Annotated in this window: 9 protein-coding genes; 1 reads left to right on the top strand and 8 read right to left on the bottom strand. The window is 75.3% G+C overall.

Annotation, left to right across the window (positions count from 1 at the left end; all coding sequences use genetic code 11):
- Position 1: 1 nt before the first annotated feature.
- From ABZY31_RS09900 to ABZY31_RS09865, 8 genes are all read right to left on the bottom strand, one after another.
- Complete coding sequence (locus tag ABZY31_RS09900) at positions 2–3,778, bottom strand: ABC transporter ATP-binding protein (RefSeq protein ID WP_356406905.1); 3,777 nt, start codon at positions 3,776–3,778, stop codon at positions 2–4.
- Between the two features lie 78 nt (positions 3,779–3,856).
- Entirely contained in the window at positions 3,857–3,997 is a 141-nt protein-coding gene (locus ABZY31_RS09895; RefSeq protein ID WP_356406903.1) for a SapB/AmfS family lanthipeptide, read from the bottom strand.
- Entirely contained in the window at positions 3,994–6,690 is a 2,697-nt protein-coding gene (lanKC, locus tag ABZY31_RS09890; RefSeq protein WP_356406900.1) for a class III lanthionine synthetase LanKC, read from the bottom strand. Before lanKC ends, ABZY31_RS09895 begins: the two co-directional genes overlap by 4 nt.
- Positions 6,691–6,878: 188 nt before the next feature.
- A complete protein-coding gene (locus tag ABZY31_RS09885; protein WP_356406897.1) occupies positions 6,879–7,853 on the bottom strand; it encodes an ABC transporter substrate-binding protein in 975 nt (324 codons plus the stop codon).
- The gene (locus tag ABZY31_RS09880; protein ID WP_356406894.1) at positions 7,846–9,921 is read right to left on the bottom strand and encodes an ABC transporter permease subunit; all 2,076 of its coding nucleotides are present in this window, start codon (positions 9,919–9,921) and stop codon (positions 7,846–7,848) included. Before ABZY31_RS09880 ends, ABZY31_RS09885 begins: the two co-directional genes overlap by 8 nt.
- A 115-nt stretch (positions 9,922–10,036) precedes the next feature.
- Positions 10,037–11,122 (bottom strand): glycine betaine/L-proline ABC transporter ATP-binding protein, encoded by a 1,086-nt coding sequence (locus ABZY31_RS09875; protein WP_356406891.1) that lies wholly within the window; start codon positions 11,120–11,122, stop codon positions 10,037–10,039.
- Entirely contained in the window at positions 11,119–12,699 is a 1,581-nt protein-coding gene (locus ABZY31_RS09870; RefSeq protein ID WP_356406888.1) for a GMC oxidoreductase, read from the bottom strand. The genes ABZY31_RS09875 and ABZY31_RS09870 overlap by 4 nt, the downstream gene beginning before the upstream one ends.
- A gap of 14 nt (positions 12,700–12,713) precedes the next feature.
- On the bottom strand, positions 12,714–14,198 hold the full coding sequence (locus ABZY31_RS09865; RefSeq protein WP_356406885.1) for an aldehyde dehydrogenase family protein: 1,485 nt from the start codon (positions 14,196–14,198) through the stop codon (positions 12,714–12,716).
- Between the two features lie 238 nt (positions 14,199–14,436).
- Here ABZY31_RS09865 and ABZY31_RS09860 point away from each other — a divergent pair, with 238 nt between their 5' ends.
- Complete coding sequence (locus tag ABZY31_RS09860) at positions 14,437–15,948, top strand: glutamate synthase subunit beta (protein WP_356406882.1); 1,512 nt, start codon at positions 14,437–14,439, stop codon at positions 15,946–15,948.
- The last annotated feature ends 38 nt before the right edge of the window (positions 15,949–15,986 follow it).

Genomic DNA, 15,986 nt, shown 5'->3' with positions numbered 1-15,986 from the left:
TTCAGCGTGAACCGACCGCGCCGTCCGCGCTCCACATCCCCACCAGGTCCCGGTACAGGGCCGACCGTGCCGGGAGTTCCGCGTGCGTCCCGCACACCGCGCGGGTCCCGTCCAGGACGAGCACGCGGTCGGCCCGGGTGGCCGAGGAGATCCGGTGGGCCACCACCACGAGGGTGCCGGGGCGGGCTGCGAGGGCCCGTTCGGCCCGCTCCTCCGTCTCCGCGTCGAGATGGCACGTCGCCTCGTCGAGCAGGAGCAGCGGAGCGGGGGAGAGGTGGGCCGCGGCGAGTGCCAGCAACTGCCGCTCACCTTGTGACAGTTCGGAAGGATCGAGGATCGCGTCGAGGCCGCCGAGGCGCCCGAGGAGGGGTTCCAGGCCCAGGGCGGCGACGGTCGCCTCCAGCCGGGCCGTGGACACACCGCCCGTTCCCTTGCCCGCGCCCGTTTCCGTTCCCGTGCACAGGTGGGTCAGGTTCTCGCGCACGGTCCCCGTGAAGACGTACGCCTGCTGCGGCAGCAGCGTCCGCCGCGGGTCCGGGATGCTGCCCGCCGGGCTGGAGCCGGGCGGCCGGGCGGGCGCTCCGGCCACCAGGACCGTGCCCCGGTCGGGCGGCAGCAGGCCTGCCAGCAGGGCCGTGAGCGTGGACTTGCCGATGCCGCTGGGTCCGACGACGGCCAGGTGCTCGCCCGGCCGGACGGTCAGGTCGAGCCCGTCGAGCACGGGGTGCGCGTGGGGCCCGTAGGCGAAGCGCACCCCGTGGAGTTCGGCGGCGGCGGCGTGCTCGCGCGCCGCGGGCGGCGCACTCGGTCCGGCGGCGGGGAGGCTCCCGCCGGGCTCGGGTCCGCAGAAACGGTCCAGGACCACCAGCAGCCGCGTCCCCGCCGAACCGAGCGCGGCCATCAGGGTGTCGAGGGCGGGCAGCAGCGACTGCGTCAGGTACGTCAGAGCACCCGCCAGCGCGCCCGCCGTGATCCCGCGCCCCAGCAGCCAGGGCGTGGCGGCGAGCAGGGCGACCACGGGCGCGCGGCCCGCCACGCCGAGGGCCACCGTCCGTACGGACCCCCACCGGGCGAGCCGGCCCGTCAGCCGCTCCTGGGCCGCGATCAGGGGCTCCACCCGGGCTGCCGCGGCCCCGCCGCCCCCGCAGGCCACGATGTCGCGCAGCCCGGCGGCCACCTCGCCGACCCGCGCCGCCAGCGCCTCGTCCGTGTCCAGGGCCTCCCGCTGCACGGCCGCCATCGGGCGCAGCGTGGCCAGGAAGGCGGCCAGCCCCAGCAGCAGCGGGGGCACGGCGACGAGCAGCAGTACGGGCGCCAGGGCCGCCATGCCGAGCAGTGCTCCGGCGGCGGTGAAGACGAACGAGCGGGCGGTCAGGACCAGTCCGGCGAAGGAGTCGCGGGCCATCTCGGTCTGCTGGGTCAGCCGGGACACCGCGCTCGCGTCGACGGCGCGCGCGGGGTCGGCGACCGCCGCGCCGAGGGCGCGGCGCACCGCCCGGCGGACGAGTCCGTCCCGCAGCGGTTCGACGAGTTCCGCGAGGGCGGCGAACACCCCCCGCAGCGCGACGCCGCCGAGCAGGGCCCCGGCTCCGGCCGCCGCGAGCCAGCCGACGCCGGCGGCAACCCGGCCGGCGAGGAAGCCGTCGTCGAGGGCGCGGGCCACGCCGTACCCGCCGAGGAAGGTGTGCGCGGACTCCAGCAGGGACCACAGTGCCAGCGCGCCCAGCGCCCGCCCCCGCCCGCGCAGGAACCGCCGCCCCTCCCCGCCCACGCGCCGCCACGCCCCGCGCGGCCCTCCGGCGCCCCGCGCCCCGGACGCGCCGTCCCCCCGCTGCTGCGCCCCGATGGCCTCGACCGAGGCGTTACGGACCTCCGCGCCCGGCTTTCGCCCGCCCGGCCCGCCGGGGCCGGAGGGAGGGTCCGCGGGCGCCGCACCCGCCCCCGGCCCGGCATCGCAAGCGGCGGCCGGAAGGACCGGACGCGGCTCCGCTCCCGGCGCCGGGGAGGTCCCGGGAGCGGTAGCCCGCGCGGCCCCGGGACCGGTCGCCCGCAGGGCCGGGGCGGCGAAGACGGCGCGGTAGTCCGGGTCGTGCCAGAGGTCGCCGTGGGGGCCCGTGGCCCGGACGCGGCCGTGCTCCAGCCAGACCACCTGGTCGGCCCGGGCCGCCGAGGAGATGCGGTGGGCGACGACCAGACGGGTGCCCGGGCGGATCCGCTCGGCCAGCGACCGCTCTACCTCGCGCGCGGTGAGCGTGTCCAGGCTGGAGGTCGCGTCGTCGAGCACCAGCAGCCGTCCGGCGTGCAGGAACGCCCGGGCGAGGCCCAGGCGTTGGATCTCGCCCCCGGACATCGGCGCGTCCGCGAGCGGGGTGTCGTACCCCTGGGGCAGCCGCCGTACGAAGAGATCGGCGCCCGCCGCCCGCGCCGCCTCCCGGACCGCTTCCCGCCCGGGCGGCGGTCCCGCGCCGAAGGCGATCGCGTCGGCGACCGTCCGCCCGGCCGGCACGGGCCGGTCGAAGGCGTGCCCGACATCGCGCCGCAGGGCGTCGTGGGACAGCTGCGCCAGCGGGACCCCGTCGAGCAGGATCCGCCCGGCGTCGGGGTCGGTGAGGCGCCCCGCCACCGCCGCGAGCAGGGTCTTCCCCGAGCCGGAGCGGCCCACCACGGCGACCGTCGTACCGCCCGGCACCAGCAGGTCGACGCGGTCCAGCACGGCCCGGCCCCCGCGCACGACGCGGACGCCGCGCAGTTCCAGGGTCCCCGGCCCGCCGGGGGACAACTCCCGGGTCCCGTACGGCAGCTCGGGCAGCACGAGGAGGGCGGCGGTGCGCCGGGCGGCGGCCCGGCCGCGGACCACCGCGGCCAGCCGGCCGGTCACGGCGCCCACCCCGGCGGCCAGCCCGGCGTAGCGGACGGCGGCGAGGAGGGCGCCCACGCCCAGCGCCCCGGCCGCGAGCCGCAGCCCGCCCACACCGAGGACCACGTACAGCAGCAGCGGCATCAGGGCCGAGGTGCGGGCGCTGGTCCCTCCGTAGACCCGCCACATCCGCCGCCCCTCGGCGCCGAGCGCGGGCAATCCGCGCAGGATCCGGGCCCGTTCGCGGAGCAGGGTGCCGGCCGCGGCGATGGTCCGGGCCCCGGCGAGCGCTTCGACGAGGAGCCCGGCCATCGTCAGCTGGACCTGCTGGTAACGGCTCACGCTGTCGGCCGAATCGCGGCTGAACGACCGCAACAGGACGGCCAGCAGCGGCAGTCCGGTCACGAAGGCGAGGGCGGTCCAGACATCGATGACGAAGAGGGCGATCAGCCCGCCGAGCGGTGGCAGCAGGGAGGCGAGGCCGCCCGCGGCAGCCGCCGGTGTGGTCCCGGCCTCGGTGGCGTGGGCCGTCAGCCGCGCGGCGACGTCACCGGGGGCGTGCCGACAGGCGTGGTGCGGGGCCGTCGACAGCAGCCGGGTCAGGCCGAGGCGGCGCAGCCAGGCGGTGGAGCGGCCGTTCACCCGACCCGTCAGGGCGCTCACGGCGGCGTCCAGCAGGACTTCCGCGGCGATGACCGCGGTGCACCACACGGTCCAGAGGGGGCCCGCAGGATCGCCGCGCAGCAGCAGGTCGAGGGTGTGGCCGAGGACGGCCGGTTCGGCGAGGGCCGCCAGGGCGGCGCCGGTCGAGCACGCGCCGACGGCGGCGGTGCGGCCGGTGCTGTGCCGGGCCGCCGCGAGCAGGGCGCGGTCGCCGGCGCGCGCGAGCGCCGCCTCGTCGGACACGTCGGGCGAGGTCATCCGCGCGGCTCCACGGGCACTGGGGGAGAAAAGGGGTGCGGGCCCGGGCGGTGGAACCGCCCGGGCCCGGAAGGGACCTTAGTTACAGGTCGTGATGCTCAGGCTGCTGTCCCCGCAGAGCAGCAGGCTGGCGCGGCTGCCGCCACCGCCACCGCCGAAGGTGGCCTCCGTGGACTCTTCCTTGGTGGTTTCCATCGACTGCAGGTCGAGAAGCGTCATGTCTGATTCCTCTTCTTCGCTGGATCATTCCGATGGGTCACGGCCCCGCGGTGCGGGACCGGTTCTGGGACCGCCGCGGCGTGCCGCAGCGGTGGGAGGAACGGCAGCTGCGCGCGCCCGCCGGGCGCGGCGCTGCCGAGGGCGAGCAGTGCTCCGGCGGTGCCCGTGGACAGGTCCATGGACAGCCGCATCAACTGCTCGCCGGGGAAGGCCAGATGGCCCTGGTAGGGGACGGCGTGCCGGGCCAGGGCGTCGATCTGGCGCGCGATGTCCTGCGCGCGGGTGCCCGGTCCGGGGGTGGTGGTCCGGGCCAGGTACAGCACCATCCCGGCGGCGCCGCGGAAGAGCCCGGGCTGCGCGTAGAAGGTGGCCTGGGCGGCCCGTACGATCTCCAGCCGGGCTTGCTCGAACCGCGGTTCGCTGGCGTGCCGCAGCCAGTCGTCCAGCACCATCCCGATGCCCACGCTGCCCTCGCCGAGGTAGGGCATCGTGCGCCACCCCTCGTCCACCTGGAGGGTGCCGAAGGCGCTGGTCACGCACCGGTCGAGGTCGCGGTGCAGGAACTCGCCCGCCCGCAGGAGGTGTTCGCGCTCGCCGGTGCGCTCGTAGAGGCGCAGGAGCAGCAGGGCCGGTCCGGAGCCGCCGTACAGCAGCCCGGCGCGGCGCGGGGCGGCGCCGTCCCGGCAGGCCAGTTCGGCGCACCGCTCGGCCGCCGCGTGCAGCGCGCCCTCGCCGGTCGCCGTGCCCAGCGCGTCCAGGGCCAGGCCCACGCCCGCCAGACCACTGTGCAGGTCGGGGCCGATCTCCTGCCACGGCTGCTCCAGCAGCAGTTCGGCGAGGCCGAGGGCGCGGTCCCGGTGGCCGAGCCGGTCGAGGGTCCAGGCGGTGCCGGCGAGGCCGTCGTAGAAGCCGAGCGGGGTGCCGGAGCCCGGCTGCGCCGTCCTGGCCAGCAGCCATTCCTCGGCCTGCGGCCAGGGCTCGGCGCCGGTCTCGGCCAACGCGTAGAGGACGCCTGCGGCGCCGTACCCGAAGCCGACTCCGCCGCCCTCGCTGCTGAACTGGGCGATGTCGCCGGGGAAGAGCCGGTCCTCGCGCTCCGGTGTGGCGCAGGCGCGCAGGACCGCGGTCATCGAGTCCCGGGCGGCGGGCCAGTCCCCGGGCGCGACGGGCAGGTACGGCCCCGTCGGCGCCGGTATCCGGCCGCTCGGCGCCCGGCGGGAAGCGGCCGCGGATTCCCGGCCGGGCCCGGAGTCCGGCCCGGAGCCCGGATCCGGGTCCGGCCCGGAAAGGATCTCCTCGACGGCCTCGTCCAGGAACCGGCGCGGTACGGGGAACTGCTCCGCGGCGATGTCGGCCAGGTGCGCCGCCTTCGCCCGGTCCAGGGAGAACAGGCTCGTCAGCGGGAGGAACAGGGCCAGCCGGAGACAGGCGAGCGCGTAGCGGTCCACCGCGAAGCCGCGCCGCTCCGCCGGGGCGACGAACGCGGGGTTGGCCACCGTCTGCCGCAGCCCCTCGTCGACGTGGGCGGCGGCCTCGAAGTCCAGCAGCGCGACGGCCGGTTCGCCCGAGGCGTCCTCGCTGACCATGATGTTGAAGAGGTGCAGGTCGTTGAAGACCACCCCGCGGGCGTGCACGGCGTCCACCGCCGCGCTCACGCGCTCGTGGATCTTCAGCGCCCACTCCGTGTAGGCGGCGAGTTCCGCCGGCTCGGGATCGGCCTCGATCAGCGGGTGCCTGCGGGCGAAGTAGGTGTTGAGGGGCTTGCCCTCCAGGTACTCCAGCGCCAGGAAGTGGTGGTCGCCCACGGTGAAGGAGCCGAGGACGGAGGGGACGCAGTCCAGCCCCGCGAGCCGTTCCAGCGCCGTCCGCTCCCGGTGCAGCCGGGCCACCGCGTCCGCGCCGTCGGCGGCGAGTCCCGCGTACGGCCGGGCCTCCTTGAGCACGAGGGGCCGGCCGGTCCGGGTGTCCCGGGCCGCGTAGACCCCGCCGCCGTTGGAGAAGTGCAGGGCCCGCTCGACGGCGTAGGGGATGTCGGCCAGCGTGACGGAGGAACGCGCGTCCAGGTGCGGCTTCAGGAACGGCGGCAGGTCCACCCACTCCGGGGGCTGGAACACCGGCCCGCGGGCGTCGGGCACCAGGCGCCCGGACGGGTCCTCGACGGCCGGGACCAGCTCGCCGCGCTCGTCGTAGCAGTGCCGCAGGGTGAAGCTGCCGTAGCGCAGGTGGACGGGGCCCGCGCCCCAGCGTAGATCGCTCAGGATGTACGGTCCGGGCTCGCCCGGCAACAGGCCGTCGAGGTCCTCGGCGATCCGGCGGCACTGCTCCTCGTCGGCGGGGTACACCGTGAGGAACTTGCCGCTGGCCGCGCGGTCGGCGTACTTGGCGTTGCGCAGGTGCAGCAGGTAGCGGCTCGGCACGAACTTGAAGGCGATGCGCCGGGCCAGGCAGTAGGCGTACACGCGCTCCAGGACCGATTCCGCGTTGTCCAGGCAGGCCGACACGTGGATCTTCCAGCCCTGGGAGGGCAGTTCGCAGCCGACGGGACGCAGGGCGTACCAGTCGCCGCTGCGGTGGGAGCGCCATCCTTCGGGTACGGGAGCGAGCGCGGCCGCGTAGTTCTCCTCGGCGCGCCGGTACGGCGCGTCGTAGAACCAGCGGTCTGCGTCGCAGAAGGCGGCGTACCCCTTGTTCACCCGTACTCCCTCGGTCGGTGCCCGGTCGGTGACCCGGCTGGAACACCGTGTCATCCGAGCCGGGTGCCGCGACAGTCACGGCTGTCACCGATGCGGTGTGCAGTACGCACGGGTCACTTGGCGCCCCGGACCGCCCGCCTCCCGACCGTGAGGGGAGACCGGAGACGGGCGGGACCGGGCGCCCCGGATCAGCCGACCCAGGGCCGCCAGAGGTCCTCGTGGCGCTCCACCCACTTCTGCGCCGCCTGCCGCGGCGTCAGCTTGTCCTCGGCGATCATCAGGGCGACCTCGTTCTGCGCCTCGACGGTCCAGTGGAACTTCTTCAAGAAGGCGGCGGCCCGCCCGCCCTCGTCGGCGAAGCGCGCGTTCAGGTACTTGCGCAGCGGCGTGTGCGGGTAGGCGCAGGCCACCTTCTCCGGGTCGGCGTCGCAGCCCTCGGTGTACTCGGGCAGCCTGACCTCGGTCATCGGCACCCGTTCGAAGAGCCACTGCGGCTGGTACCAGTACGTCAGGAAGGGCTTCTTCTCCTTCGCGAACTGCTTGATCTGGGTGATCTGCGCCGCCTCGGAGCCGGCGAAGACCACCTCCAGGTCCAGCTTCAGGTTCTTCACCAGCGCCTTGTCGTTCGTGACGTACGAGGGGGAGCCGTCCAGCAGCTGCCCCTTGCCGCGGCTCTCCGCGGTGCGGAGCCGGTCGGTGTACCTGCCGAGGTTCTTCCAGTCGGTGACGTCCGGGTGCTCCTCGGCGAAGTACGTCGGGACGAACCAGCCGATGTGGCCGGTGACCCCGAGTTCGCCGCCGTCGACGATGGTCTTCTTCTCCTCGACGTAGCGCTTCTGCTGCTCGGGGTGGCCCCAGTCCTCCAGGATCGCGTCGACCCGGCCCTGGCTGAGGGCGTCCCAGGCGGGCACCTCGTCCACCTGGACGGTGTCCACCCGGTAGCCCAGTTCGTGTTCGAGCAGGTAGCCGGCCACGGCCGTGTCGGCCTGTGCGCCGACCCAGGACTGGACCGAGAGCGTGACGGTCTTCGCGCCGCGGGCGGCGGCGTACGGGGACGACTGCCGGGTCATGTCCGCGGCGCCGCATCCGGTGACCAGGGCGAGGGCGGTCGCGGCGGCGAGCGCGGCGACGGTCGTACGGCGGGACGGGCGCGGCTCAGGCATCCCGGGCCTCCTTCGCGGGCTGGGTGAGGCGGTCGAGCACGATGCCGAGGCAGACGATCGCCGCGCCCGCCACGAGGCCGGTGGCCAGGTCGCCCTGGGCGAGGCCGAGGACCACGTCGTACCCGAGGGCGCCCCCGCCGACCAGGCCGCCGATGATGACGACGGCGAGGACCAGGACGACGGCCTGGTTCACGGCCAGCAGCAGAGCGGGCCGCGCGAGCGGCAGTTGGACCTGGCGCAGCTGCTGGGACCCGGTGGCCCCCAGCGAGCGCGCGGACTCCAGGGCCGCGGGCTCGACGCCGCGCAGCCCCTGCGTGGTGATGCGGACGACGGCGGGCAGCGCGTAGACGACCGCGGCGGCGGCCGCCGGGGCGCGGCCCACCCCGAACAGGGCGACGACCGGGATGAGGTACACGAACTGCGGCATGGTCTGGCAGATGTCGAGCACGGGGCGCAGCAGCCGCTCGGCGCGCGCGCTGCGGGCCGCGCCGACGGAGACCGCGAAGCCCAGGACGAGCGTCACCGCGACCGCGGCGAGCACCTGCGAGAGGGTGTCCAGCGCGGGATCCCACACGCCGAGCACGCCGATGGCGGCCAGGGCGAGGACGGCGGTCAGGGCGCTGCGCCAGGTGCCGACCACCACGCCGACGGCGGCGACGACCAGCAGGAGCAGCCACCACGGAGCCGCCTGGAGGCCGCTGCGCAGCGGGTCCAGGAGCAGCCCGGTGAAGCCGGCGGCCCAGTCGGCGGTGCCGCCGACGAAGGGGACCCCCGAATAGAGGTGGCCGGTCATCCAGGCGACGGCCCGGTTGACGGGATCCGCCAGGGACACCGTCCAGGAAGCCGGCCACTGCGCGGTGCCCAGCATCCGGCCCAGGACCGCCACGGCGACCGCGGCCAGGAGGCAGAGCAGCCGCCCGTACCAGCCCGCGAACACGCGGCGCAGGAAGTGCCGTTCGGCGGTAGGCGACGGCGCCGCGCCGAGCCGGGTGCCCGCCGCGTCGGCCGTGCGGTCCAGGACGACGGCGAGCAGCACGATCGGGATGCCCGCGGCGAGGGCCGCGCCGACGTCGACGGAGGCCAGGGCCTGGTAGACCCGGTCGCCGAGGCCGCCCGCGCCGATCACCGAGGCGATGACGGCCATGGACAGGCCCGTCATGATGGCCTGGTTGACGCCGAGCAGGATCCGCGTGCGGGCCAGCGGCAGCCGGGCGGTCAGCAGCCGCTGACGCCCCGTCGCGCCGAGCGAGGCCGCCGCCTCCAGGACCCCGGCGTCGGCCTCGCGCAGTCCGAGGGCGGTGAGGCGGGCCATGGGCGGGGCGGCGTAGACCACGGTGGCCAGCACGGCGGCGGGCACCCCGATGCCGAAGACCAGCACCATCGGCAGCAGGTACGCGAAGGCGGGCAGGATCTGCATGGTGTCGAGCACGGGCCGCAGGACGCGCTCGGTGCGCGGTGACAGCCCGGCGGCGAGGCCGAGCAGGCCGCCCACGACGACGGAGGCGGCGACGGCCACGGCCATCAGGGCCAGGGTCTGCATCGTCGGCACCCACATGCCCAGCAGGCCGCACACGACGAAGGCGGCCATCGACGTCAGCGAGAGCCGAACCCCGGCCAGGCGCCAGGCGACGAGCCCGGCGAGCGCGGTGACGCCTGTCCATCCGGCGGCGAGCAGCACCGTGTACACGGCGCGCACGGACACCACGACGGCATTGCTGACGTGCCCGAAGAAGTAGAGGAACAGCGGGTGGCTGTCCCGGTGGTCGATGATCCAGGCACCGGCCCGGTCGAGCGGTCCCGACAGGTCGACGCCCAGGGCGCCGGGCCAGCCTCCCGCTCCCGGGTACAGCACGCCCAGCGTGCCGAGTACGGCCGCGGCCACGGCGAGGGGCAGGACCCTGCGGCCGACGCGGAGGAGTCCGGGCGAGGCGGAACGGCGGCCGTGTGCTCCGGCGCGAGCACCGGAAGCGGCGGCGGCCGAGGAGGGCGCGGCGGGCGGGCGCGGATCGCGGGCGGAGCCGGACCCCGGCGGCGCGGGATCGCGTACGGGCGTGGTCGCGGAGGTCATCGCCGCCACCCCCGCGCCCCGGCCGTCCAGGACACGGCCGGCGAAGGGGTCGGAGAGGCCGTGGGAGCGGCCGTGGACGAAACGGTACTGCTGCGCGGGCGCGCGGTGCGGTCCCTCACGCGGCCGCCTCCCCGGTCGCCGCACCGGGTATCCCGGCGACGACCGCGAGCAGCGCGGCGTCGTCGACCACGCCCAGGCAGCGGCCCGCGTCGACGACCCGGGCCGGGGCGCCGCTGCGCGCGACCGCCTCGATGGCGCGGGCGACGGTGGTCGCCGGGGCCAGGGACACGCCGTGTTCCGCCTCGGCCGACGTCGCCGGGCGCATGGCGCTGCGCACGGTGAGCACCTGCTCGCGCGGCACGTCGCGGACGAAGTCCCGTACGTAATCGTCGGCGGGGGAGCCGACGATCTCCTCCGGGGTGCCGAGCTGCACGATGCGGCCGTCGCGCATCAGGGCGATCCGGTCGCCGAGGCGCAGCGCCTCGTTCAGGTCGTGCGTGATGAAGACCATGGTGCGGCCCTCCTCGTGGTGCAGCCGGGCCACCTCCTCCTGCATCTCCCGCCGGATCAGCGGATCGAGGGCGCTGAACGGCTCGTCGAAGAGGAGGACTTCGGGATCGGCGGCGAGGGCGCGGGCGAGACCGACGCGCTGCTGCTGACCGCCGGAGAGCTGGCCGGGCCGGCGTTCCTCCAGGCCGTCGAGACCGACCTTGGCGGTCATCTCGGCCGCCCTGGCGCGCCGTTCGGTCCGGCCCATCCCCTGGATCTCCAGGCCGTAGGCGATGTTGTCGAGCACCGACCGGTGGGGCAGCAGGCCGAAGTGCTGGAAGACCATGGCGGCGCGGTGGCGGCGCAGTTCGCGCAGCCGGGCGCGGTCCATCGCGAGGACGTCCTCGCCGTCGATGGCGAGGGAACCGGCGGTGGGCTCGATCAGCCGGGTGAGGCAGCGCACGAGCGTGGACTTGCCCGAACCCGACAGGCCCATCACCACGAAGGACTCGCCCTTGCGGACGTCGAAGCTCACGCCCCGGACGGCGGCGGTGCAGCCGGTGCGCTCGCGCAGATCGGCCGCGGACAGCGCGGCGTCCGCCGAGCCGGGCACCTTGGCGGCCCGGGCCCGGGGACCGAACACCTTCCAGAGGTCCCGGACGGCGAAGACGGGCGGCGCGGTGGTGGTCGCAGTAGCGGTGGTGGTGTTCATCGTGCGTCGCCTCCCAGCAGATCGGCGGCTTTCTCCCCGACCATGAGCACTCCGATCATCGGGTTGACCGCGGGCATCGTCGGGAACACCGAGGCGTCCGCGATCCGGATGCCGTCCAGGCCCCGCACCTTCAGGTCCGGTCCCACCACGGCCCCGGCGTCGTCCGCCGCGCCCATCCGGCAGGTGCCCGCCGGGTGGTAGACCGTGTGCGCGACGGAGCGGGCGTACGCGCTCAGCTCCTCGTCACCGGTGACCTCGGGACCGGGACACACCTCGCGCTTCAGCCAGCCGGCCAGCGGCTGCGCCGCGGCGATCTCGCGGGCGAGCCGGATCCCGTCGACCAGGGTGCGCGCGTCGTAGTCCTCGGCATCGGTGAAGTACCGGAAGTCGAGGGCGGGCTTCACCCCGGGGTCGGCGCTGGTGAGGTAGAGGCGGCCGCGGCTGCGCGGCTTGGGGATGTTCGGGGTCAACGACACGCCGTGGGCGGGCCGTTCGTAGCCGATCCGCTCCGGATTGTCGGTGAAGGGGATCTGGTAGAAGTGGAACATCAGGTCCGGCCCCGCGGACCGGGGGTCGCGGCGCACGAACAGTCCGGCGTCGCTGTCCATCGCCGAGTTCTCCGGGATCGGACCGTCCGTCTCCCACACGATCACCGACTCCGGGTGGTCGAGCAGGTTCTCGCCGACACCGGGCAGATCGTGCACGGCGGGTATGCCGAGCGCCGCGAGGTCCTCGCGCGGGCCGATCCCCGAATGCAGCAGCAGCCGCGGGGTGTCGACCGCGCCCGCGCACACGACCACCTCGCGGCGGGCGCGGACCAGCGCGTCCGCGCCGTCCGCCGTGCGCACGTGCACCCCGCGCGCACGCTTGCCGTCCAGCTCCAGCCGGTGCGCCCAGGTCTCCAGCAGCAGCGTCAGGTTGGGCCGGTCGTCCATGACCGGGTGGAGGTAGGCGACCGAGGCGGAGGAGCGCTGGTTGGTCTCCGGGTGGTAGGCCAGGTCGAAGAACCCGACGCCCTCGTGGAACGGCTTGGCGTTGAAGCCCTCGACGCGGGGGACGCCCAGCGCCTGCTCCGCGGCGCTCACGAAGTCGCGCGCGATGGCGTTGCGGTCGGCCTCGGCGACCGGGACGATGTGGTTCAGGAGCCGGTCGAAGTACGGGTCCATGGCGGCGGCGTGCCAGCCGTCGGCTCCGGCGTCCGACCATTCGTCCCAGTCCGACGGCAGCGGCTTGAAGGCGATCAGCGTGTTGTGCGAGGAGCAGCCGCCGAGCACGCGGGCGCGGCTGTGCCGGATGTGCGAATTGCCGCGCGGCTGCTCGGTGGTGGGGTAGTCGTAGTCGAGTTCGCCGCCGAGGAGGCCCATCCAGCGGCGCAGCGTCAGCACTTCGGGGCGGTCGACGTCGCTCGGGCCGCCCTCGATGACGGCGACGGTGACGTCCGGGTCCTCGGTCAGGCGGGAGGCGATCACGGAGCCCGCGGTGCCGCCGCCGACGATCACGTAGTCGTACTCCCGTACGTCCCGGGGGAGTTCGGGGTCCAGGGGCTGCTTGCTCGGGTCGTGGGGGGTGGTCGTCATGGAGTGGGTTCCTCTCAGCCGGCGAACCAGCGGACGGGACGGGGCGCGAGGTTCTGGTAGACGTGCTTGGTCTCGCGGTATTCGGCCAGCCCCGACGGGCCGAGTTCACGGCCGATCCCGGACTTCCCGAAGCCGCCCCACTCGGCCTGCGGCAGGTAGGGGTGGAAGTCGTTGATCCAGACCGTGCCGTGGCGCAGCCGGCCCGCCACGCGACGGGCACGCCCCTGGTCGGCCGTCCACACGGCGCCCGCGAGCCCGTACTCGGTGTCGTTGGCCAGGGCCACCGCCTCGTCCTCGGTGAGGAACGTCTCCACCGTCAGCACCGGCCCGAAGACCTCCTCGCGCACCACGCGCATCGTGCGGTCGCAGCGGTCCAGGACCGTCGGGCGGTAGAAGTAACCGGGCCCCCCGGGGCGTTCGCCGCCCGCGCGCAGCACGGCGCCCGCGGCGAGGGCGGAGGCGACGTACGACTCCGTGCGCTCCCGCTGCGCGGCGGAGACCAGCGGGCCGCACTCGACGCCCGGTTCGGTGCCGCGGCCGAGCCGGATCTTCTCGGCGCGGCGGGCCAGTTCGCTGACGAACCGGTCGCGCACCGAAGCCTCGATGATCAGCCGCGAGCCGGCCGAACAGACCTGGCCGCTGTGCATGAAGGCGGCGTTGAGCGCCTGGTCCACGGCGGTGTCGAAGCCCGCCGCGGTGGCGCAGGCGTCGGCGAAGACGACGTTGGGGTTCTTTCCGCCGAGTTCGAGGGCGACCTTCTTCACCGTGTCGGCCGCCGCGTGCGCGACCTTCGTACCGCTGCCGAGACCGCCCGTGAAGGAGACGAGGTCGACATCCGGGTGGGCGGCGAGCCGCGCACCGACAGGATCCCCGGCGCCGGTCACCAGATTGGCGACGCCGGCCGGCAGCCCGGCTTCCACCAGCAGCTCGATCAGGGCCACGGTGCTCAGCGGGGTCAGTTCGCTCGGCTTGATGACGAAGGTGTTGCCCGCGGCCAGCGCCGGGGCCACCTTCCAGCTCGCCTGGAGCAGCGGATAGTTCCAGGGGGTGATCAGGGCGCACACGCCCACCGGCTCGTGGACGACCACGCTGTGGATCTCGGGGGACCCGGCGTCCACGACCCGGCCGCCGCCCTCGCCGATGACGAGGTCCGCGAAGTACCGGAAGGCGTCGCTGACGCAGTCCACGTCCACCCGGCCCTCTTCGAGGGTCTTGCCCGCGTCCCGGCTCTCCAGGAGCGCGATCCGCTCGCGGTCGCGCTGGAGCAGGTCGGCCGTGCGCCGGAGCAGCGCGGCGCGCTCGGCCACCGGGGTGCCCGGCCACTCCCCGCCGTCGAAGGCGGCGCGCGCGGCGCCGACGGCCGCGTCCGCGTCGGCGGCCGTGCCCTCCGCGACCACCGCCAGGACGGTGGCGTCGGCCGGGTCGAGGATCTCGCGCGTGGCGCCCGTCGAGGACGGGCGCCACCTTCCGGCGGTATGGATGCTCTGCTGCTCGGACACGACGCGCTGTACCTCCGGAGTTCGCACCGCGGCCTGCCCGCGGTGATTGCGGTGGGGCCCGCCTGCCCCCGGTCCCGGAAGCCATGTCCCACACGTCACAGGAAGTGACTGGTGTCACGTCGGGTGTGAGGGTCCAGCGGACCGCTTTCTCCGCCGGGACCGCAGGACGAACCGGGCGTAACCTGGTCGGACCGCCGTACCCGTGCCCGTCAGGGAGGCGGAACCATGGAGGCGGCGCATGACCGACCCGTTCGGCTTCCTTAGGACGCCCCGGCGCTCCGTGCCCGCGCGCCCCGCCGACGAGCGGCTCGGCGACTGGCGCGAGGTCCACGCCGGTCAGGCCTGCCTCCCCCTGGTCTCCGAGCAGGCGAACCGCTGCATGGACTGCGGCATCCCCTTCTGCCACGCGGGCTGCCCGCTGGGGAACCTCATCCCGGACTGGAACGCGTACGCCGCCCACGGCGACTGGCGGGCCGCCTCCGACCGGCTGCACGCGACGAACAACTTCCCCGAGTTCACCGGCCGCCTCTGTCCGGCGCCCTGCGAGGAGGCCTGCGTCCTCGCGATCAACGCCGACCCGGTGACCATCAAGAACGTCGAGGAGACCATCGCCGACCAGGCCTGGGCGCACGGATACACCGCGCCCGTCCCGCCGGACAGGCTCAGCGGCAAGGCCGTCGCCGTCATCGGCTCGGGCCCCGCCGGGCTCGCCGCCGCCCAGCAGCTGACCCGCGCCGGGCACACCGTCGTCGTCTTCGAGCGGGCCGACCGGATCGGCGGACTGCTGCGCTACGGCATACCGGCGTTCAAGATGGAGAAGGCGCACCTGGACCGCCGCGTCCGGCAGATGCGCGATGAGGGGACCGTCTTCCGTACGGGCGCGGACATCGGCGGCGGCACCGACGCGGCCCGCATCCGGGAGACCCACGACGCGGTGATCGTCGCGGTCGGCGCGACGGAGCGCCGGGAACTGCCCGTTCCGGGCCGCGGACTACGGGGCGTCCACCAGGCCATGGACTACCTCACCGGCGCCAACCGCGTCGCCGAGGGCGACCTCGCGGCGCCCGAGGTGAGCGCCGAGGGGCGCCACGTGGTGATCGTCGGCGGCGGGGACACCGGCTCCGACTGCCTGGGCACCGCGCTGCGCCAGGGGGCCCGCTCGGTGGTCCAGCTCGACATCAACCCGGAGCCGGGCCCCACCCGGCCCCACGCCCACCCCTGGCCCCTGTACCCGAAGGTCTACCGGATCTCCCACGCCCACGAGGAGGCGCGCGGCCGCGACGGCGCCGACCCGCGGGCGTTCTCCAGCGCGACCCTGCACTTCGAGGGCGACCCGGCGGGAAGGGTACGGGCCCTGCGCCTGACCGCGGTGGAACCCGCCGGGCGCCGTCCGGTCCCCGGCACCGAGCGGGTGATCGATGCGGACCTGGTGCTGCTGGCCCTCGGGTTCTCGGGTCCCGACCGCGCCTGCCCGCTGGGCGCGCAACTGGGCCTGGTCCGCGACGAGCGGGGCGGCTTCGCGCGGACCGCGGACTTCGCGGCGCTCGGCGCCCCGGGCCGCTCCCCGGACGGGGTGTTCGTGGCCGGCGACGCCGGACGCGGCCAGTCCCTGGTCGTGTGGGCGATCGCCGAGGGCCGCTCCGCGGCGGCCGCCGCCGACCGCTACCTCACCGGCCGCACCACCCTGCACGCCCCGATCGGCCCCCGCGACCGCCCCCTGCTCCAGCCCCTGGACGACCGCACCTGGTGACCCGTCGCGCACTACGCGGCCCGTCCGGACCGGCCGCC

Source organism: Streptomyces sp. NPDC006529 (assembly GCF_040611795.1).
Lineage (GTDB): Bacteria > Actinomycetota > Actinomycetes > Streptomycetales > Streptomycetaceae > Streptomyces.
Note: the sequence above shows the minus strand (reverse complement) of the source record. Positions and strands in the feature narration are given on the sequence as shown.

What these genes read in the sequence shown, in the direction of transcription:
- ABZY31_RS09895 (WP_356406903.1), bottom strand. Translation starts at nt 3,997, where the DNA reads ATGACGCTTCTCGACCTGCAGTCGATGGAAACCACCAAGGAAGAGTCC.
- ABZY31_RS09860 (WP_356406882.1), top strand. Translation starts at nt 14,437, where the DNA reads ATGACCGACCCGTTCGGCTTCCTTAGGACGCCCCGGCGCTCCGTGCCC.
- ABZY31_RS09875 (WP_356406891.1), bottom strand. Translation starts at nt 11,122, where the DNA reads ATGAACACCACCACCGCTACTGCGACCACCACCGCGCCGCCCGTCTTC.
- ABZY31_RS09870 (WP_356406888.1), bottom strand. Translation starts at nt 12,699, where the DNA reads ATGACGACCACCCCCCACGACCCGAGCAAGCAGCCCCTGGACCCCGAA.
- ABZY31_RS09900 (WP_356406905.1), bottom strand. Translation starts at nt 3,778, where the DNA reads ATGACCTCGCCCGACGTGTCCGACGAGGCGGCGCTCGCGCGCGCCGGC.
- ABZY31_RS09885 (WP_356406897.1), bottom strand. Translation starts at nt 7,853, where the DNA reads ATGCCTGAGCCGCGCCCGTCCCGCCGTACGACCGTCGCCGCGCTCGCC.
- ABZY31_RS09880 (WP_356406894.1), bottom strand. Translation starts at nt 9,921, where the DNA reads ATGACCTCCGCGACCACGCCCGTACGCGATCCCGCGCCGCCGGGGTCC.